16 protein-coding genes and 1 pseudogene are annotated in these 18,846 nt (G+C 69.6%); 4 read left to right on the plus strand and 13 right to left on the minus strand.

What is annotated here, in order from left to right:
• Nucleotides 1-76: 76 nt before the first annotated feature.
• The 10 genes from CLT74_RS02945 to CLT74_RS02990 form a co-directional block, all read right to left on the minus strand.
• A complete protein-coding gene (locus CLT74_RS02945) occupies nucleotides 77-1,120 on the minus strand; it encodes a hypothetical protein (protein WP_099845166.1) in 1,044 nt (347 codons plus the stop codon).
• Complete coding sequence (locus tag CLT74_RS02950; protein ID WP_158240192.1) at nucleotides 1,117-1,929, minus strand: protein phosphatase 2C domain-containing protein; 813 nt, start codon at nucleotides 1,927-1,929, stop codon at nucleotides 1,117-1,119. Before CLT74_RS02950 ends, CLT74_RS02945 begins: the two co-directional genes overlap by 4 nt.
• A 1-nt stretch (nucleotide 1,930) precedes the next feature.
• Nucleotides 1,931-2,608, minus strand: a complete 678-nt coding sequence (locus CLT74_RS02955) for a VWA domain-containing protein (RefSeq protein WP_099845168.1) — start codon at nucleotides 2,606-2,608, stop codon at nucleotides 1,931-1,933.
• Between the two features lie 3 nt (nucleotides 2,609-2,611).
• The gene (locus tag CLT74_RS02960) at nucleotides 2,612-4,273 is read right to left on the minus strand and encodes a hypothetical protein (RefSeq protein WP_099845169.1); all 1,662 of its coding nucleotides are present in this window, start codon (nucleotides 4,271-4,273) and stop codon (nucleotides 2,612-2,614) included.
• Complete coding sequence (locus CLT74_RS02965) at nucleotides 4,270-6,366, minus strand: hypothetical protein (protein WP_099845170.1); 2,097 nt, start codon at nucleotides 6,364-6,366, stop codon at nucleotides 4,270-4,272. The genes CLT74_RS02960 and CLT74_RS02965 overlap by 4 nt, the downstream gene beginning before the upstream one ends.
• Nucleotides 6,367-6,371: 5 nt before the next feature.
• A complete protein-coding gene (locus tag CLT74_RS02970; protein WP_099845171.1) occupies nucleotides 6,372-7,532 on the minus strand; it encodes a S1 family peptidase in 1,161 nt (386 codons plus the stop codon).
• Between the two features lie 215 nt (nucleotides 7,533-7,747).
• On the minus strand, nucleotides 7,748-8,335 hold the full coding sequence (locus CLT74_RS02975; protein WP_143697047.1) for a hypothetical protein: 588 nt from the start codon (nucleotides 8,333-8,335) through the stop codon (nucleotides 7,748-7,750).
• A gap of 14 nt (nucleotides 8,336-8,349) precedes the next feature.
• Nucleotides 8,350-9,381, minus strand: coding sequence for a site-specific integrase (locus CLT74_RS02980; protein WP_486581941.1), 1,032 nt, complete (start codon nucleotides 9,379-9,381; stop codon nucleotides 8,350-8,352).
• Nucleotides 9,378-9,725: an AbrB/MazE/SpoVT family DNA-binding domain-containing protein gene (locus tag CLT74_RS02985; protein ID WP_199172069.1), complete on the minus strand. Its 348-nt coding sequence runs from the start codon at nucleotides 9,723-9,725 to the stop codon at nucleotides 9,378-9,380. The genes CLT74_RS02980 and CLT74_RS02985 overlap by 4 nt, the downstream gene beginning before the upstream one ends.
• A gap of 243 nt (nucleotides 9,726-9,968) precedes the next feature.
• Entirely contained in the window at nucleotides 9,969-10,175 is a 207-nt protein-coding gene (locus CLT74_RS02990; RefSeq protein WP_099845173.1) for a hypothetical protein, read from the minus strand.
• A gap of 53 nt (nucleotides 10,176-10,228) precedes the next feature.
• Between CLT74_RS02990 and CLT74_RS02995 the strand changes: the two are divergent.
• Both CLT74_RS02995 and CLT74_RS03000 read left to right on the plus strand, forming a co-directional pair.
• Nucleotides 10,229-10,636: pseudogene (locus CLT74_RS02995) on the plus strand (hypothetical protein); the annotation flags it as partial.
• 893 nt (nucleotides 10,637-11,529) lie between these two features.
• Nucleotides 11,530-13,668 carry an ABC transporter substrate-binding protein gene (locus CLT74_RS03000; protein ID WP_099845174.1) on the plus strand — a complete coding sequence of 713 codons (2,139 nt, stop codon included), beginning with the start codon at nucleotides 11,530-11,532 and terminating at the stop codon, nucleotides 13,666-13,668.
• A gap of 17 nt (nucleotides 13,669-13,685) precedes the next feature.
• Here the strand turns inward: CLT74_RS03000 and CLT74_RS03005 are convergent, their stop codons facing one another.
• Both CLT74_RS03005 and CLT74_RS03010 read right to left on the minus strand, forming a co-directional pair.
• Nucleotides 13,686-14,339 (minus strand): DUF402 domain-containing protein, encoded by a 654-nt coding sequence (locus CLT74_RS03005; RefSeq protein ID WP_099845175.1) that lies wholly within the window; start codon nucleotides 14,337-14,339, stop codon nucleotides 13,686-13,688.
• Between the two features lie 197 nt (nucleotides 14,340-14,536).
• The gene (locus CLT74_RS03010; protein WP_143697048.1) at nucleotides 14,537-15,238 is read right to left on the minus strand and encodes a DUF2625 family protein; all 702 of its coding nucleotides are present in this window, start codon (nucleotides 15,236-15,238) and stop codon (nucleotides 14,537-14,539) included.
• 351 nt (nucleotides 15,239-15,589) lie between these two features.
• On the opposite strand from CLT74_RS03010, the gene CLT74_RS03015 reads away from it, so the two are divergent.
• On the plus strand, nucleotides 15,590-16,531 hold the full coding sequence (locus CLT74_RS03015; RefSeq protein WP_099845177.1) for an SdrD B-like domain-containing protein: 942 nt from the start codon (nucleotides 15,590-15,592) through the stop codon (nucleotides 16,529-16,531).
• A 325-nt stretch (nucleotides 16,532-16,856) separates the two neighbouring features.
• Entirely contained in the window at nucleotides 16,857-17,645 is a 789-nt protein-coding gene (locus tag CLT74_RS31100; RefSeq protein ID WP_486581942.1) for a hypothetical protein, read from the plus strand.
• Between the two features lie 951 nt (nucleotides 17,646-18,596).
• On the opposite strand, the gene CLT74_RS30385 is transcribed toward CLT74_RS31100, so the two are convergent.
• On the minus strand, nucleotides 18,597-18,782 hold the full coding sequence (locus CLT74_RS30385; RefSeq protein WP_158240193.1) for a hypothetical protein: 186 nt from the start codon (nucleotides 18,780-18,782) through the stop codon (nucleotides 18,597-18,599).
• Nucleotides 18,783-18,846: the final 64 nt, after the last annotated feature.

Raw genomic sequence — 18,846 nt, forward strand, 5'->3', positions numbered from 1 at the left:
GCAGCTGCGGATACGACACCCGCTGGCAGCGTTTAAGGCTACGAGTGCCGCGATCCCGCCGGCGCTCGATTGCCGATCAGCGGAGGACGGCCAGCAGGAGGAGCAACTCGAGGACGCACAGCCAAACGGTCGAGCTGTGCGGTGGCCGCGGGCGGCGGGGCGGGACAGCACGGCGGCCGGCCCCGTCAATGTCCGTCCCAGGCTCGCCGGAAGTCTCCGCGCCCGGGCCCGGCTGGGCGGAGGCCGGCAGTATCGCGGCCGGGCGTGGCGGGGGCGGCGTCCGGGAGGCACGCGGGATCTCGCTGGTCAGCTCCTCCTCCCATGCCGACAGGAGGGGGCGGCTCGCCGGGTCGTCGGCTAGGGCCCGCACGACCATCGCCGTCACCCGCGGGAACGTCTCGGCGATGAGCGCGAGATCGCGGGTGGACTGATCCCTGGCCAGCGTCCGGAGCGCGACCAGGCCGAACTTGTAGCGGTCGCCGGCCGGCCCACCGGGCGGCTCGCCGGCCGGAAGCGTCCAGTCGGGCGTCTCCACCTGCGGCGCCACCGACATGCCCCGGAACCGGACCGAATCGCAGTCGAGCAGGAAACACCGTGGTTCGTGCCGGGTGTCCACCAGGACGTTCCGCGGGGACAGGTCGCCGACGGTGATGTCATGGTGATGCAGGCCGTCCATCGTCCTCGCCAGATCCCGGAGAACCAGCAGACGGTCACGATCACTGACCTCGATACCCACCCGCCACAGGTACTCGGGCGGGTTGAGCAGGTGCTCGAGGCGGAGAGCGATCCGTCGTTCCCCGCTTCCGGTCCGGAGGGTCGTGAAGAACCGCTCGGGGGCGAGCGGCATAAGAAAGCCGGTCGGGCCGCCCGGCCCGGTGACCACCCCGACCGGCCAGGCCGTGCGGGCGCTCAACCAGGCCCGCACCTCGGCCGGAGCCTCTTCGTAGAAGCTGACCAGGCGCTGGAGGACGTTGACGTCGACGGTGGGGACCGTGGACGGGCGGTATTCTTTGAAAACCAGCCTGCCCGATCGGAGAGCGTGCACGGTGCCTTGGCCGCCGGTGGCGATCTCGCCCCGGACGCTCAAGTCTTCGATGCGGTACGTCGGGGCCGTGTTCACGGCTTTGCGCTTAGCCACACCGCCACCAGCGTCCGATCGTCGTCGAAGGTCTCGCGGGAGAAGTCGAGCAGCTGGGCGAAGCCCAGCGGCGGCGGTGGGGTCGCGAGAGCGTCAGCGAACAGGTTCCCGACCAGACCGGTGCCGTCGCCGAGCGGATCGCCGAAGCCGTCGGTCCCGACCAGCAGCACGTCGGCCGGTCCGAGCGTGACCTCGATCGGCGCGAGGCCGGCCGGAACGTCCGGCAAAGCCGCGACGCTGGTCGAGACGATGAAATCGCCGGCCGCCGGGCCGGTGTCGATGAGCGAGTCGAACTGCCTTTCGTGCAACCGCCAGGCGTTGGAGTCACCGACGCGCACGAGCGTTGCCTGGGCCCGGTCGTTCGCTCGGCGCACCGTGCCGCAGAGCAGGGTGGTCGCCATCGCCGGGTCGGGAACAGCCGATGCCGCCGCCCGTACGACCTCGGCCCAGTCCACCCGGGCGGGTCCGCGGTCGAGTTCGGCCAGCATCGCGTCGATCGAGGCGCGACACGCGCCGGCCGCGCCCACGTGCGACATCCTCGCCGCCGACACGCCGTCGGCCACGGCGAACACGAGCACGCCGCTCTCGTGCACAGCGACCACCGCGTCATCCTGCCGGGGCGCGCCGTAGTACCGATGGGCGTACCCTCGCACCGAGGCCAGCCGGACCACGAAATCGCCGGTCGACCAGCCGTCGCACACCGTGTCCGCTACGAAGGGGCCGGTGTGTTGCGGGCGTGGGGCGAAGGGCGCGACCGGCCGGTCGACGACCAGCGGCTGCCAGTGCCGCACCTCAGACCACGTCAATCGCCATGCGGAACCCGTCGGGCCGCTCGACGACGAGCTCGGGGGCACTGCTGACGAGCGAGCGACCCGAATACACGACACTCGCCGTCAGGGCCGAGGTGAACTTCGAAATCGCGCCGCCGACATCGGCGCCGGCGATCGAGACGAACGCGAACTCTTCCTTCGTCGCCAGCTGAAGGATGACTTCCGGATCGGCCTGACCGATGCCGAAGGCGATGATGTTGGGCGCGGCCGGGGTGCGTGCGCGGTCGACGAGCCGGGCGTGGATCGTCTTCCACACCTCTCCATCGGTCGGCATGCCGTCGCTGAGGAAGAACACGGCGGGCCGATGGACGGCGAATCCCGTGGCCTTCAGCTCGGCGATGTCGGTGGGTATCCGGTCGGCCAGTTCGGTCAGAGCCGCGCTGTAGTTGGTTGCGCCCCGGCTGACGACGCGGGGCATCCCGCTGAGCCGGCGCAGGTCGGCCAGATGCAGGCGCACCGACGCGGTGTCCGAGAAACCGATGATGCTGAAGCGCACCTTGGCGGCGGCCATCGGCTCGCCGAGCAGCGCGTCGTGCAGCGAGGACAGGCCCGCGTTGAGCTCGTCGATCTCGGAGTGCATCGACGCGGACTCGTCGATCACCACGTAGATCGGAAGCAGGTTCCCCCTGGGTTCGGCCATGGTTCACATACCTCTCGTCACGGACTGGTCGGCTGGGCGAAAACCGTGTGGCAGCGCGACGCCGGCCGGCTGCCCGGACGTCGCCGCCCGGTCGCGCACCTCGATCTGTTCGGCGACGAACGCGAAGAACCGCGATATCGCCGCGGCCGGATCCGGGCCGTCCGCCACGAACGCCAACTCCGGCCGCGTGGCCATGGTGACGATCGCCTCCGCGGTCCCCTCGTCCACCGTGCATCCGATAATCTCGGGAGCGTATCGCTGCCGTTCCCGGTCGGTAAGCGCCTCCTGGGCGGGGCGCCAATCGTCGTCCGGCACCGGGCCCGCGATGCTGAGCACGAAGACGAGAGGCCGGATCACTCGCCGATTCTGCTTCAGCCCATCGATGTCCGCGGGAATGGCTGCCGCGAGCCAGTCGAAGGCCTTTGCATACCGGCCGGGCCCGCGGGCCGGCAAGCCGCCCTCCGACGGGGCCTCCCGGATCGCCACGAGCGGCGACTCGATCTCGACCTCCTCGCCGATACCGGCGACGGCCAGGTGGAGGCGATCGGCCACCTCGGGGTCCAGGCTGAGGGTGCGGTAGAGCGCCGTCAGGCCGGTGTTCAGCGCGTCGAGCACCGGCCCGGCACCGGCGGGCAGCTCCAGCAGCACGTAGAACGGAAGCGTGCGGCCCGGGGCCGCCGGTGTTCCGGGATAAACGTCCGCGGCCGACAACTGGCGGGGCAACGGCTCGTCCCAGCCGAGCGGGGACGGCGAGGCAGCGGCGGCCGGTCGGTCGAATGTCTCCAGCGTGCGCTCGCGGATCAGATCGAAGTCGACGGGCTGGAGCATGCCCTGTTCGGTGAGGTATTTGAGCAGCTCGAGGCGCCGTTGCTCGCTCGCATCCCGCTGCTGGACCTGTTGCGCCTCGGCCGAGGCGAGTAGCTCGAGGGCGCCGGCCGTGTCTTCCGGGTGACGTTCCAGGTGCAGGGCGACCAGCGCCTGAAGGTCGAGCGGCCGGGCCGACAGCGCGTCGCGTTCCCGTTCCCGCCGTTCGAACACCGACCGTAGTTGAAGCCGTTCGATCTCCGACTGCCGCTCGACTTCTCGCATCGCGCTGTGATGCTCCACCTCGCGGACCGTTTCCTGCCGTTCCGCCTTGTCGAGATTGCGGAGAAACTGCATCCCGGCCGCGTCCGGCGTGAGCCGCACACGGCAGTCGAAGACGGTGATCCCGCCGGTGAGCCGGTGCTGCTGAGCGAACCGGACGTTGACCTCGTCCTCGGCCGCGGCGGCTTCCTCGATCCCGTACCGGCGCGTCACCTCGTGGCAGACGGTCGTGACGTACTGGTACACGATCGGAAGCGCGTCGCCGACGTTGTGCCGGACGACCTCCAGCGGATCGTGCACGCGGAAGCCGATGTCCAGCAGCGCGTCGAACGTGTAGACCGCGTCCCGGGACGGCGGCGGCGAGGTCAGCAACCGAGCCCGCCGCCGATGGTCGCTCGTGTCGACCTCGAATCGCGTCACCCGTCTCAGCCGCGGCGCGTTGCCGGCGCGGGAATCGAACAGGTTCCCCTCCGCGTCGGCGTACACGATCGCCACGCCCGGCCGGCTCGGCGGCGTCCGCAGGCCCAGCAGGGAGGAGCGCGTCGTCGACACGATGAGGGGCACCGTGGGGGTCGTCATGCCGTTTCCTTTCCGAGGTCGAGCGAAGCTCCCCGGTCGAGCGAGGCGATCACGATCATCGCCGTGTGGGGCAGCGGCTGCAGGCTTTCGTCGCTGTCCCACAGGTAGGCCAGGCGGCGCAGGATCCGGCTGGTGCGGTCGTTGATCTGAGCCGTCGTGCGAGCCAGGCGGGCGAAGGTGTCCCGCACGCCGGCGTCGTTCTCGGCGAATCCGGCCCATCTGGTCAGCACCTGCTCCGCGCGCCGATAGCAGGAGGCATCGTTGAGCGCACGGTGCCACAGGTTGGCCAGAGGTATGCGAAGGGCCGGTTGCTGCTGCGCCAGGAACAACAACGTCGGCCATCGCACCGTACCCGAGCCAGCAGCCGGCGACTCGACGGTGAGCGCGTCGGCCAGCGACAGGAAGACCGAGAATCCTGTGGCGGCCCGGGTCCGGTCGTCCAGCCACCGCAGCACGTCTTCCAGGATCCTCGGGCTCAGCTCGGCGGCGTGGGCGTGCAGCAGATCCGCCATGCTGTCCGCGATCGCGGTCTGCACCGCGGCGTTCGCCACCATGGCCAGGCCCCGGAGGTGGCGCAGCGCCCACGTGGGCTCTAGATCGCCGAGGCTGACCCCGTAGACCCGGGCCGCCGTGGCCTGGGCGAGCGGGCTCTCGGTATCGGTGTGCCACTCGTAGGCGAGGCGCTCGACCAGCCGGCGGAGATCGCGATCGGCCGCCAGCACTCGCAGGGCGTAGGCGACCGCGTCACGGTGCTGCGCGCGGTCCCCGGTCGCCCAGGGCGTCAGCACGAGCCGGAGCAGCTGCTCGAACGAACGTTTCGTCAGCAGGCCGAGGGTGGTGCCGGCGAAGATGCGGGTCACCTCGGGGCCCTCGTCGACCAGACCCTCCAGCCAGCTCAGCAGCGCACCGCGCAGGCCGCCGCTCTGCCAGGCCCGCTCGATGACCTTGCTGGTGTACTCCGGGTCCTTGTACTGGACCGTTTCGGTGGGGATGCCGGCGAACGGGCCGGTCGCGCCGTCGACCAGAAGCTGACGGGCCCGGAGCAGGTTCAGCATGCGGCTGCTGCGCACCTCGAACAGGTCCATCGGGCTGCGTTCGATCCCGGCCGGCCGTCCCGTGCCCTCGTAAGCCTCACGTGCGCTGCGTTCGACGGCGATGCGGAGCTGGACCGCGGCGGTGTCGACCGCATCGAAGGACAACCCGTTCAGAGCGGCGAGCGCGATGGCGAAGGTCCGGTTGTCCAGGTCGGTCAGGCTCTCGAACCAGATCTCGAACTCGTCGTCGATGCGGCGCTGCATGCGCCGGCGCACCCGTTCGACGTCGACGCTGGTGTCGGGCCCGGGCGCCAGCGCCAGAGCGAGGGCCGCGGCCCGGCCGGGCGACACCGGCCCGGCGAGCACCTCGTCGACCAGTTCGCTGACGGCCGGCGAGCCCAGCACCGTTTCGGCGGTGGCCCGGCCGAGACGCCATCGGAGGTGTTCCGTGAAGATCGCCTTCTGCTCGGGCGGCGAGGGGAGGTCGATGACGTATCGCAACAGGGCCTCGTCGCCGAGCTTGGTGCCGCCGTCGTCGACGGTGATCACCAGCCAGGAGGAGACCTCCTCGAGCGCCGCCTCGAGCTGGTCAACCGTGCGGGCCTGCAGCGGCTCCGCGAGATGCGACCGGCACATGAGGTACCCGGCGTGGGCTCCGACCACGCCGGCGTCGGCGTCGCGCCGGATCGCTGCCCCGAGACGGTCCAGGTCGACGCGCTCGTCGAGCTGATAGACCTTCTCGACGCCGACGGCCTGGAGCAGACGCACCGAGGTGGCGAGCCGGCCGTGTCCCACGGCGCCCCGCAGGATCACCGCTCGCTGCCGGCCGAAATCACTGAGCAGCTTGTCCCAGCCGGCCGGATCGACGAAGGCGTAGCGGACCTCGTCGTAGAAGTTCGGCGACAACCGCCGCAGTGGCGCGGTGCCCTGATCGCCGGTCAGGTCGATGTCGCGGCCCGGCTCCAGCAGATCGCCTTCCAGCAACGCCTGCGCTGCGCGCAGGTGCTGGAGGCGGGCCGGACCGGCGCCCAACGGCGGCTGGCCGCTCTCGACGCTCATTGCCGTCACGCTATCTGCCCGGCGGCTGAGCCGCTGACGGCCGCTCCGGCGGGCGGCGGCGTAGCCGGTACATGGAACCAGAGGCGGCCACCGCCGACGGCGAGCGGCAGGAACTTCGCCGCGTCCACCCGGCCGCGGGCCTGCCGGATGACCCGGTCGAAGAAACCGTCGGAGACGACGAGGACCACGCGGGCGTCCGCGCCGGCGTGAGAGACCGCCTCGTCGAGGTGGGGGAGCTCGGTCAGCTGCGGCGCGGCCGGGACGGAGGCGGACGTCGCGATCTCGAGAGTCACGGTCAGCCGGCCCGCGGCCGGAGAGCTGTGGGCCCGGTCAGCCAGCGCTCGGATGAACCTCCCGGCCAGGACGGTCGCCTGGTCACTGTCGGCCCGTATGATCAACGCTTGGTCGCCCGATTCCGCCGGCGCCTCCGTCAGTCCGGCATCGGCGAGGGCCAGGCCGACGCAATGCCGCATGTCCGTGGATTCGCCGCTGCCCGAGATCGCCATGACGACCGGCGTCGCCGACCCGGAGAGGCGCCGCCCGTGCGCCACCGACGCCAGCACCGGCCGAGCCAGCCGCGCGATGTCTTCGCTGCGCACCACCCAGACGGTGTCCCGCATCCAGTTGTCGGCGCTGTTGTATCGCGCGGCGAGCAGGCCGACAACCGCATCGTCCTCGACCAGGCGGACCGGCGCGCCGCTCATGCCAGGAACAACGGCGGGCGACTCCAGCCGGCCCAGTTCGACTCCGTCCTCCCGTACGGCCGTGCCCTGCCATCGACCCGTCGCGGTGAGCGCAAGGTAACCGCGGTCGTCGGCGATCGTCGGCACGCCGGTGATCACCACCTCGGCGCGCGCGGGGACCGCCCGGGACGGGGCGAGGCGGCCGACGACGGCGGGCAGCGGCACCTCGACAGTCAGGACAGCGAGGTCGTAGACGGGGTCCACGGCGGCCACGCCGGCCACTGTGGCGGCACCGCCGGCCAGACGGTCCACATCCACCTCAGCGTCCACGTGGTCGGCCCCGATCTCCGCCAATATGTGACGCGCAGTGAAGAGCACCCCGGGCCGCACCTGGAAACACGTACCGACCGGTACGCCGTCGGCCCGCAGAACCCGGCCGAGATAGAGCGGGCACGCCGGGGCCGCGTCCGGGTAGGCAGCCATGGATGCCAAACTGCCACATCACCGAGTCGATGGGCAGTGTCCGAAATGGCGAACGTCGTGCTCCCTTGGACCACATTACGGTGTCCGGCCGGACGTTCGATGTGTCACTCCGGCCGCTGACCGCCGGGACCGCGGCGGCGCGGTCGAACCGGTCGCCCCGACGCCGCGACCAGCGGTTCCGCCTCAGGCGTCGACGACCCGGCGGATCTCCTCGATCACCACGGCGGGCCGGGTGAACATGATGTTGTGACCGGCGCCCTCGGCGACCACGAGCCGGCCGTTCGGGAGGGCTGCGGCCGAGGCAGCGTGGGCGGCGCCGAGGTCGTTGCGGGACTCGAGATGATGGTGACCGGAAGGTTGCCGAGGTCGGGCGGGGTGTCGCGCAGCGTGGCCAGGCCGGGGAGGAAATGGCGCACCTCGGCGTCGAGGGCCCGAACCGCCTGGCGGCCGAAATTCTCGTCGCGGAACTGCCGGTAGAGGGCGGGCGGCAGCGCCTGGCTGATCCGCGCGGCCGAGCGGTAGAGGCCGGCGGCCGCGAGGGTTCTGGTGAGCGGGCCGGCCATCGCCATCCGCCGCGCGGTGGCCCTGGTGGAGAGATCGTCGTCCCGCTCGTCGAAGGGATCGACGAGGATGAGCGGCCCGACCGGGTGGGTGCGGCGGGCGGCGAGCAGGCGCACGATCGTGGAATCGACGCTGTACCTACCTCGGGTGAGATCAACTCGTACCGACAGGGGCATCCCTACGGTGCCGGATACCGCCGACAGGAACGGGTGGCCTCCCTCGCCGGACGCGAGGGAGGCCACCAGGTGATCATCGTTTAGGGTTCCGCAGCGAGCGGATGCTCCTCGCCAGTCAGACCGGCCAAGGCCACCGCGACCTCGTGGAGAGTCGCCCGCACGTAGGTGGCTGTCGAGCCGCTCCCACCGCCGCCGTCGGTGTGGCCAGCGTAGGCGCGGGCGACGGCATGGCCGTAGGTGCGCTCGACCCAGGTCAGGGTGGTATGCCGCAGCCAGTGTGTACTGATCTGCTGGGTGTGCACCCACCGCAGATGCTGCCCGATCCGCACCCAGAGATGGTCGTAACGCCGGTAGGTCAGCGGCCGACCATCGCGGTAGCGCAGCAGGCTGCCGTTGCGGTCGCCGTCGCCCCGCTCGGCATGATGCGCCAGCAGGTGGCGCATCAGCGTCGGGGAGACCGGCTGCCACCGGGTCGTGCCGCCCTTCTCCCGCAGGGAGATCAGACATTGGTCGGTGTCCAGGTCCCGTGGGCGCAGCGCCAGCGCCCCGCCCCGGCGGCAGGCCGTCTCGGTGTGCAGCCGGATCAGCAAGCTGTCCAGACCTGGGTCATCGCCCGTGCTGGCCGCCACCTCGTTGATCTCCGCCAGGCGTGCGTCGCCGATGGCCCGCCGGGTGCTGGGCAGCCGGCGTGGCTTGTCCACCTTCAACGCCGGGTTGTCGGCCGCATCCAGATACCCGTCCGCTACCGCCCGCCGATACAGGCAGCGCAGCGCGGCCACCAAATGTTCGGCAGCGGAACGGCCACCCCGGTTGTTGCGTCGCGTCACCACACCGGCCTGCACCTGGGCCCGCAACTGCTCGATCTCAGATGGGCGGGGTTCGTCGATGCGCCGGTCACTCCATGCCTGGACCACCCTGTTCCAGTACGAGCCGTATGCCCGGCGAGTACCCGGCGACACCGCGGCGGCCACCACTGGCACGTACTCGGCGAACGTCGGTGCCAGCGAACGGGCCGGCCGTACCTCCAGCAGATCGGCGGGGCAGATGCCCATCCGCTCCAGCAACAGCCGGGCCGCCTCCAACTCCGCCCGGCCAGCGGCAGTCTGGCTCACGCCGCCTCACCGTCCTCCATAGCAGCCTGCACGTCAGACAGCAGCCGGTCGAGCATCGCAAGGGGATGCGCCACCAGCACCCCGGTGGCACGGTCGGCGGCCAGTAGAACGCGGTCCCCGGCAACGAGCCGGCACCACCGACGCACCGCCAAGGGCAAATGCAGGTGACCGCGGTCGTCGATGCGGTGGACACCGCCGGGGGCCATGGAGGCCACGATGATGCCGGCCCGCTCGCGGATGTCTAGTCGGGTGCCCGGCATCCAGCCAAGCGCCCGGACGATACTGCGATCGGCGACCCGGCCGCTCTTGTCCACAGCGCCCAGTGCGTAGACGGTGTCGGTCACTCGTGTGAACTGGGAATCCAAGGCTGGCACGGGAAGCGGCCGTCGGGCCCGACCCAATGGTCCTGGGCCGGCGCCTCCGGGGATCACCTTGGGAATCACCGGCGGCACGAACGAGGCGGTCATCGCAACCACCCCCGCCCCTGCTCGGCGAACACCAGCAGTGACGTCAGACGGTAGGTGAGGTGTTCAAAGAGGTTTGAACACAGGTACGGGATATTGCGCACCGGTGCGGACCGTGGGGGTTCAAGTCCCCCCTCGGACACGAGCCAAATCCCAACGGTGTTCGCCGAGATCAATCTCGGCGTGCACCGTTTGTGTTTCTGCGGAGTGCGTCAGCCTCAGCCGTAGGCTTCGGTGCAGGTCGAGCTTGTCTTCGGGGTCTGCCTCCTTCAGCGCCGCAGCGATGTTGCCCAACTCGGCGATCAGCGAGGCGATGTCCTCGGCGGTCATCGAGTCGATGGCGCCGGACTCGCGTGCAGCGGGCCGGCTTGCTAGCGCCTTGTCGCGCCGGCACCATCACCCTGACCTTCGGCGGCGACGGGAAGCCCGACGAGGACCAGGTGCTCGACGACTTCAGCGATGACCAGCGGACAGCCGCCACCGAGAACGCGTTCGGGCTGGCCGCGTTGGGGTCGGCGAACGAGATCTGCGCCGACGTGTGGATTCCCGGGTTCGCCGACGCCCCGGCGGATGCCCGCCCACGCACCGGTGACGGTCCCAGAGCGGTACGCGGCGGTGCCGCCGACGTCTACCCGTGGCAGGGCTGCGACGAACGGCTGCTGCTGCCCGCCGCCACCCGGTACGCGCACACCCAGTTCACCGCAGTTCGCCCGGTCGCACCACTGCCACCCCCCCCATTAACCACAGCCGCCGGACAAGACAGATGCGCCACAACGCGTAGGAATCAGTGATCCCCACGAGCGTCGTGACGTGTTGGGTCCTCCGGCTCACGGCTCTGCCGAGGACAGTGCGTCGTTCTATCCACCATTTCTCATAGTGTTATTCGGCTATTGTCGGGTGCGCGCTCCAATGTTTACGTCGAGGCAGATGACGGATAGAAAGCGGCGGTCACATTGCCGTCGGTGAGTCAGCACCCTCACATGCCGCGATCTGGTCGCTACGGCCGATTCATCGAGCGCCACTACGGCGGTTGCGTAGATCCACTCGTGCGCGGACCTGCCGCGAGCCGCGCGCTACGCAGCGTCCCGCCGAGCCGGTCCGGGTTCCGTCCGGACGTGCCGATGAGCGGATAAGTGATCACGGAAGCTGCGAGAGCAGGCACCCGGCGATGCGTCCCCGCCTTCCTGACCGACGGTTGTCAACCGTTGGGTCCGCCAGCTGGACGCGGGCTCCGAACATGCACACTCCGTTGATCTTGGCTTGGGCCTCGCCGAACCCGATGCCCAGATACGGGGGTGTACCAGCGGCCACAATGTGCTGATGGCCAGCCCTGTCGTGAGCAGCTCTGGGGCGGGCAGGGTTGGTGGCCCGGTCGCTTCACGCGGCGTGCGCAAGTGGCCACATCGCCAGAGAGAGCGCCAGTTGTAGCCGTGAGGAGGTTACTAGGGTCTCCGGTAACGTCAAGATATTCAGGTGTGGGCGGAGCACCTGGTCAACACTGACCAGTACCGGATCGTGCAGGTGTTGGTGCAGGCGACGCGGCCCTCCGAGGCGATCGTCTGATGTCCGGTTGAGGACAGTCGCGCGCCTTCGCAACAGGTGCGTGACGCAGTACGGTCAGTGACCTGATCACGGTCGGCGGCAGTTCGGTACCGATGCCGCCCGTCAACGACGGGATGGTGGTATGCGCGTTCCCGACCGCCCACGCCGGGCTGGTGTCCGACCGCCGAGAGGCGTCCTGGTCTTCGTCGCCCTGACGCTGACGACTGTCTCGACAATCGCCTTCGCCACCGAGGAGCCGGATTCGGCCACGTTCGCGGACTATCTGAGCAACTCGTCCATCGCGGGCCGAGACCTTCGGGTCGGAGTCCTCGCCGACCGTCCACTCGTGGGCGAGGGCGACGTGTACGGGACCGCCAACGGTTTCGACCTCGACCTCGCCAGCGCCTTCGGGCGTTCCCTCGGTGTCTCGGTCCGCTTCCAGGCCGTCGACGCCGCCGATCGGCTCTCCGCCCTGTTGAACGGCCGCGTCGACCTGGTTTTCGCCAGCCTGGTCCGGACGGCGGAGCGGGAGCGACTCGTCCAGTTCGCCGGCCCGTACCTCGAGGGGAAGCTGGTGGTCGTGACCAGGACCACCTGGCCGTCACCGGCCAAGCGGCATTCGCTGTGCGTGGCGGCAGGATCGGCCGCCGAGCCCGCCGCCGCCCGGACCGACTCGGTGCTGATCCGCGACTTGAGCCCGGGCCGCTGCGTCGCCGAGGTGCTCGCCGGCCGCCTCGACGCCACCGCTGGCGACGAGATCCTGCTCCGCAGCTACGTCTCCGCTGCGGGTGGCAAGCTGAAGCTCTTCCCGCTGGCGGCGTATCAGCCGGCGCAGCGCTACTTCATCGGTGTCGCCCCGAGAGACCCGTTCCTGAAGGCGCTCGTCGACTCGTTCCTGCACGCCAGCTATATCAGGGGCGTGGACGGCGTCTGGCAGCAGGCCGCGGACCGTCATCTCGTCGCAGCCGGGTTCACCGGCCTCCAGCCGCGACCGGAGGGGACCATGTTGCGCGGGGCCGGAGACGGGCCCCGTCCCACCAGCTCACCCGTCGCGATGAAGGCAGTCACCACCGGCACGCCACCGTCGACGCGCCGATCCCGAACGATCGCGCACCGGCGCCGACGTGGCACGGCACGCCGTACCGTCCTGCTCAGGACCGCCGCGACTGCCGTACCCGTTGATCCCCCCGCGCCCACCGGCGAGCCGGCGGCGGCCGAGGCGAGCCCACAGGGCCCGTTGTCGCCCGGGGCATGGTCGCTGCTGTTCGGTGTACCGGTCGCCGTCTCGGCGCTCTACCTGTGGATGCAGTCCGGTGGCGACCGCCAGTTCACGCTGATGCTGGCCCAGAGCGTGAACCCGATCAACTTCCTCGCGGCGGTCAGCCTCTCCGTGGTGTGGATCTTCCCGGCCATGCCCGCGCTGCTCTTCACCGTCGGCGCGGTGGTGCTCAGCAGCGCGGTCGACCGGGGTGGCCGGCAACGCCTATGCGACGGGTACGCGGTGGCCCGGTGGACCGCGCGGGTGCCCGGCTGGGTGGTCTGGTGTTCCATCGTGGCCGCTGCTGTCAGCACACCCCTGGTTTTCGCCCCGGCCTGGGCGCTGGCGCTCTGCGTGGCTCGCCAACGGGCGGTCACCGGGCGTCAGCTGCCCGGCGCGCGCCGGCTGCGGTGGCTCGCCCTGTCGGCCACGTGCGCGATCGTCGGCCTGCTCGTCGCTCTGGCGCTGCCTGCTGAACCCGCGCTCGCCCTCACCATCGGTTGGCCGGTGCTGCTGCTCGTCGCCGGTGTGGACGCACCGCTGCATCCCGCTCGCGTCGTTCCCTTCCTGCGGGCCAGCGCCGCCCTGGCCGGGTTACTCGCCCTCGGCGTCATACACGCCGTGGTAACCACACCGGTCCTGCCGTCCACCGCGCTGCAGATCGCCCGGGCACCGGTCCCGAGCAGCACGCCAGGTCAGACCGCTAACGACCCGGACGTCGCGGCAGCGGACCCGCCGCTGCGCCATCTGCGCGGCTACCTGGTGTCGGTGGACGACGAGTACACCACCGTCCTCTCCGATGCGGGCGGGGTCGAAACGGTCCGCAACGACGAGGTATGCTCCCGCATCTCCTGCCCCAGCCTGAGCGACCTGCCCGGGGACTCGGCGATCCTGCTCGGCCTGCCCCTGCGGGAATCCCTGCTGAAGGCTCTGGCCCGGCAGCAGCGGCCCTCGACGTTGGAGGATCCGCGATGCATCATGCGGGTCGACGCGCCTCCGGACGACCGTTCGGGCACTCGGTGACGACACCGCCTCCCCCTCTAGAGCTTCCGACGGCCGTCGAACGGGCCTCGCGGTTGAAGGGTGACCTGTGGTTGTTGAGGAGCCGGCAACCTTCGGGTGATTGCCTCCTCGAAGCGTTCCCAGGCGGCTGGGGTGAAGGGGTGGGCCGCGTCGAGGATCAAGCCGGCGACGTACCGTGCTTCGTCGCGCGTCCGGTCCGCCTCGGCTTGGGTAATCCATCCGCAACTAACGGCGTCGTCAAGTTCGTCGTCGTCGGCGACACCGACAGTCCTGCCGTTACGGCTGAGCCTGGGACGAGGATCGGTGCCGGGAGGTGTGTCGTCGTCCGGCACGTGCCAGAGGTCGAGTTCGAGATCGACGAAGCCCCACACGTCCCCGCGTCGCGTCACGGGGCGGGACAAGTCGATGGTGATCGCGGTCCGGGGTGCGTGCCGCCAGGCAGCGATCCAACCGCCCTGATGCGGTGCGAAGTACAGGACGGGGCAGCCTGGTTCCTCGGGGATTCCGGAGAAACACGTGGCCTCGCGGCCGTCAGCCCACCGACCCGTGTAGGAGGTGCCTTCGGGGTGGAACAGCCAGGAGCCACCCTCGTCATCACCAAGGTGATAGGTAAGCCAGCTACCGTCGTTGCCGTTGAGCTTCCGCTTTACGAGCTTCACGACGCGGAGCATCGCTCGAGAATAGACCATCAGTCGGCGCTGATCATCGTCAGTTCGTTATCCCGTGAGCCCGCAGGATGCAACAGTGGTGGGCACAGGATGCGCTGGTGGGGCAACGTCAGTACTTCAGGCAATGCGCGGATCTGCCGCCGACCGGGCGTGTCTCTCAGTAGTTGGGCATCAGGCTGTGGGTGCTCACGCTAGCCGCGTTACACGACGCGGACGTGTAACGCCGTGGCGTCCGGTTCCGGGGCGAACCGCGCAGCGAAGTCGTCCTGCAACGAGAACAGCTCGGCCATGGGCGCCGGCCGCCGGGTGGTGCCAGCGAGGTTCTGGTGCGCTTCGCGCGACCACAGAAACGGGTAGACCGTTATGCCGTGCGACAAGGGCAACCCGCGTGTCTCCTCTTGCCAGCCTGGCCAGCGCAGGGACTCGTAGAACTGGCTGGTACCACCCTCGGCGATCCACGACAGCCAGGCACCGTGACCAGCGCTGAGGGACTCCCACTCCAACGTGTCCGGCCCGAAGTAGCACACCTCGCCGGGCTCCCCGGGGCGGCCGATGGTCGCCGGATCGGGGCCGTTGACCTCGAATCGTCCGCCGAGCACGTCGTAGCCGACCACCAGCGCCGCGGGCGCCGGCAGGCCGTTCACCTCCGCCAGCGAGGGCAGACCGCGCTCGCCACCGCCGCCGAGCACACGCAGCCAGCCGTCGTCGACCAGCAGACCACCGGTGTGCAATGCCAGCGCACCCAGCCGCGACCGCGTGGAGACTTGGAGGCGGTACAGGCTGTCATGCCCGACGGCTGCAGAGACCGGCAAGATGTTGATCTGCGGATTCGACAGCAGTTCCATCTCGAGCGCTGGCCACGCCGGATCGGATGTAGCCGTCAGCTCCTCTACGGTGCGCATCCGATCATCATGTCCCGGCCGCTGCACGTCGGCGAAGTGTGCCCCGCTGACCCGCTGATCCCGGTCGAGCAGCCTGACTGCCACCAGGTGGAGTTGGCTTGTGGGTCGTGCGAGGCGCGCTCATCTGGCCTCTGTGCGAGGGGACGGGCGACCATGCCGCCGACCGTCCGCTACGCAGCGTCACGACAACCGGGTCACGCCGACGCCCGGTCGTGCCGATGAGCGTTCATTCGATCATCAAGCAACCGTGAACGGATATCTCTCCGATCACGGTCTCGATCTTGGGGCAGCGGAGCGACTCGCCCAGCCGCTAGCATCGCGCTGATTCCCACTCCCATTACGGAGACCTCCATGCGCAAACTTGCCGCCGCTGCCCTCGTGGGCATGATCGTGGCCGTCCTCCCGGTAACGGGCGCCCTGGCCGCCGATCCCAAGCCGGATATCGCGGTGAGCTCCGCCGCCGACAAGGCCAACTACGCCGAGGGCGAGACCTTCACCATCACGGTCACGGTGAAGAACAAGAGCTCCGTCGACGCTAAGCGCGTGCACTACACCGGCGGGGACAGCGAGGGCGTCGAGGATGTCGCCTACGGTGTGTTGTCGACCGGCTTCGATCTCGCCGCCGGCGCCACCAAGACCGTTCAGCTCACCGGCAAGACCAACCGCATGGCGTGGCAGGCCGGCTACGGATTCGTCGCCTTCTCGCTTGCCGCCGACAACGGTGAGGCCAACGACGCCGACAACGTCACCAGCGTGCGGCTGCTGGTGGGGGGCGCCTTCGACGATCTCGGCGGCTACGTCTTCCAGGGTGAGTCCTCTGGCGCCGAGTGGACGCCCCGGACACCTGGCGTCCCGGGTGTCAAGGTCGTCGCCACCAGTGCCGACGGCAAGACGAAGTACGCCGAGGCCATCACGGACGCCAAGGGCCTGTTCCGTTTCGCCCGCCTCCCCGTCGGCGACGTCCTGCTGACCTTCACCGCACCGGCGGGCTGGAAGATCCTGGCCGGCGAGAACGGCGAGGAGAACCACACGCTGGCGCAGGTCCGCGTCGACGACAGCGACGAGCCGCAGATCTTCGTGCCGGCGAAGAAGGTCGCCGTGAGCTCGCCGAGCACCTCGCCATCGGCATCAGCGTCGGCGTCGGCGTTGCCGTCAGCGTCAGCGAGCGCCGGCCCGGGCCTGCCGGTCACCGGCGACAACACCATGCTGCTCGTCGGCGCGGCTACCGCCGCCGTCGCGGTCGGCCTCGCGCTGGTGCTCGTCACACGGCGCCGCCTACACCTGCGGGCCTGATCGACCAAGGTCGCCCCAGCGGCCGAACACCCGCAGGCTGCAGCGCCCCCTAGTCGTGCAAGGCGAAGGGCGCCGAGGCCCCAGCACCCCGCTGGAGCCTCGGCGTCGCGACTCCGGCCGCGGCAAACTCCTCACACGGGCTCCTCTGGTGTTCACGTTCATGGCCGTCGTCGGCCACTCGAACACCCCCGGCCTCGGGATCTTCCTGTGGGGTCTGTACGCGTTGATCAGGTTTACGCTCATGCCGCATAGGTGCGACCCGGGCTGCGGGATAGAGGCACCTGGTGGTGGTCGCCGTGTGTGATCGGGTGGAACGATCAGGATCATGGCGTCGTTCCGGCTCATGCGGCAGACCAGCCGGTCCTCCCGATTCGCCCACGTAACCGTCGAGGTCGCTGCCGCCGATCAGGCCGAGGTGAACGTCGCGGCAGTGGTCGGTGACGAGTTCCGGCACGAGGCCGAGCTGGGCGCTTGGTGGGCACTGGGGAGCCAGCCGCCGATGGTGGCGGTGACCGTGACCGAGGTGGCCGTGACTGAGGTCGATACCGGCGTCGGCGATGTGTATGAGGCCACAGCTCGTGCCGTGTGGCAGAGCCTGTCAGCCGCGAATCAGCGGCGGTACGTGGGATTCAGCGATCCGCGGATGGTCACCGCGTGGTTGACGAGCAGGGTCGGTCGACGGTTGGACCAGGTGACCGAGGCCCGTCACTGGCACGCGGGACAGCGCGGACCGGACGCCGAGAGCCTGCTGCACGCATGGCTGTTGTTCGACCACGCAGCCCCGATCCGCGTACACGGCCGGGGCGACCAGTTCCTACTGGCCACAGAAGATCCCTACGGCTCCTACGACATGGGGCCGCACGGGCAAACCGAGGTAAGCCCAGCACAACACCCCGACGTGCTGGCCCGGTTCATCGGCGCCCGACTCACCGACGGTGCCGTGATCCTCGACCATCAAGGCCAGTACAGCTGTGGCCTCTTGTTGCGCTTCGACACCGGCGACCTGACCATCGCCACGCTCGCCGACGAATGGATCCTGGCCCCCGGGACACCGCCAACCGCCCTCACCCGACACAGCACCGTCGGACCCTTCGTCCGCGGCGATCACCGCTAAGTCCAGGAATATCAGCATCGGTCGCAGCCGCCAAGATCAGCCACACTGTCATGCCGCCACCCGTGCGCGGCGCCTTGGCGGATCCGTCACTTCTGTAACTGCTGTCCACCGCCAGCCGACTTCCGGAACATGTAGCCGATGAGCAGGCGTATGCGCGCGGGTAACCGCTGCTCGCCGCCCGAGGCAGCGTCTCAAACGACGTCGGCGAAATCACGCTGCGCCATCAGAGCGACGGCACCTTCGATCGCTTCCCCTGGTTACCGTGGGTACGACGGTGACAGTCCGCTGGGCGAAGCAGCCCGGCGTTGTGATGGCGCTCTGCACTTCCTGAGCCAACCGGGTCGGATCGTAGAAGGTGACCGCCTTTTCATGCCCGGACCAGCGGACGACTACCTCGATCCAGCCCTTGGACTCGACTCATGGTCGTCCAGCGAAGCCGGGTAGACGACCTGCGCGGCTCCAGGCTGGGCAGGGTTGTCGTTCGCCGGATCGGAAGAGTACGCCAACCCCGTCTTCTCCTGCCCGAGCGACCGCAGAATCTGCTCGGGCTCGCCTGCTCTCAAGGCAGCCAGCCCGATGACAGCGTTCGCTGCAGGGGCTGTCAGGTCCAGCGCCGCCGCCAGTGCATTCTCCTGCCCGGCGGCCTGAATGAGGTTGTAGACCTCTGCATCGTCGTCTGCAAGACAGGCAGCCACACTTTCGACAGAGGCTTGCCTACCGTCTCCCTCTCGGTCCGCTCTTTCGCACAGGGTCAGTCTCTCGCACGCGAGTGCCAGACGCGCCGCGAACCGGGTGCGTGACGGCGACGGCAGTCCGTCACACCGCACTTTGTCGGGCAACCTTTCGGAGCACGCTCGTACCGATGGGACTGCGCCAGCCTCCACCCCTGCCGCGCCGACAGCTGGGCTGCTGTACTGGCTGCTGTACTGCCGGGAAGGTCAGCGGTCGGGGCTATCGTGCCTGGCGTTTCGGGGCACGGATGGCGGCCTCCAACCGCAGGCCGGTCCCGACGAGGACGAGCAGCCAGGCCAGCGTAAATGGACGGTCGGTGGTTGTGCCGAGAGTCAATAGGGCGATGAGCAGTCCGACCACGATTGCGGCGGTACCGACGTTCCGAAGGGTGATGGTGGTCAACACGCGGCTGAGTGTGCCAGGGCACGTGGCCGTGCAGTCATCCGGACGCACCGATCTGCCGCACCCC

The sequence above is a fragment of the Verrucosispora sp. CNZ293 genome (genome assembly GCF_002754655.1).

What these genes read in the sequence shown, in the direction of transcription:
- CLT74_RS02955 (WP_099845168.1), bottom strand. Translation starts at nt 2,608, where the DNA reads ATGGCCGAACCCAGGGGGAACCTGCTTCCGATCTACGTGGTGATCGAC.
- CLT74_RS02965 (WP_099845170.1), bottom strand. Translation starts at nt 6,366, where the DNA reads ATGAGCGTCGAGAGCGGCCAGCCGCCGTTGGGCGCCGGTCCGGCCCGC.
- CLT74_RS03005 (WP_099845175.1), bottom strand. Translation starts at nt 14,339, where the DNA reads ATGCTCCGCGTCGTGAAGCTCGTAAAGCGGAAGCTCAACGGCAACGAC.
- CLT74_RS02990 (WP_099845173.1), bottom strand. Translation starts at nt 10,175, where the DNA reads ATGACCGCCGAGGACATCGCCTCGCTGATCGCCGAGTTGGGCAACATC.
- CLT74_RS03015 (WP_099845177.1), top strand. Translation starts at nt 15,590, where the DNA reads ATGCGCAAACTTGCCGCCGCTGCCCTCGTGGGCATGATCGTGGCCGTC.
- CLT74_RS03010 (WP_143697048.1), bottom strand. Translation starts at nt 15,238, where the DNA reads ATGCGCACCGTAGAGGAGCTGACGGCTACATCCGATCCGGCGTGGCCA.
- CLT74_RS03000 (WP_099845174.1), top strand. Translation starts at nt 11,530, where the DNA reads ATGCGCGTTCCCGACCGCCCACGCCGGGCTGGTGTCCGACCGCCGAGA.
- CLT74_RS31100 (WP_486581942.1), top strand. Translation starts at nt 16,857, where the DNA reads ATGGCGTCGTTCCGGCTCATGCGGCAGACCAGCCGGTCCTCCCGATTC.
- CLT74_RS02960 (WP_099845169.1), bottom strand. Translation starts at nt 4,273, where the DNA reads ATGACGACCCCCACGGTGCCCCTCATCGTGTCGACGACGCGCTCCTCC.
- CLT74_RS02970 (WP_099845171.1), bottom strand. Translation starts at nt 7,532, where the DNA reads ATGGCTGCCTACCCGGACGCGGCCCCGGCGTGCCCGCTCTATCTCGGC.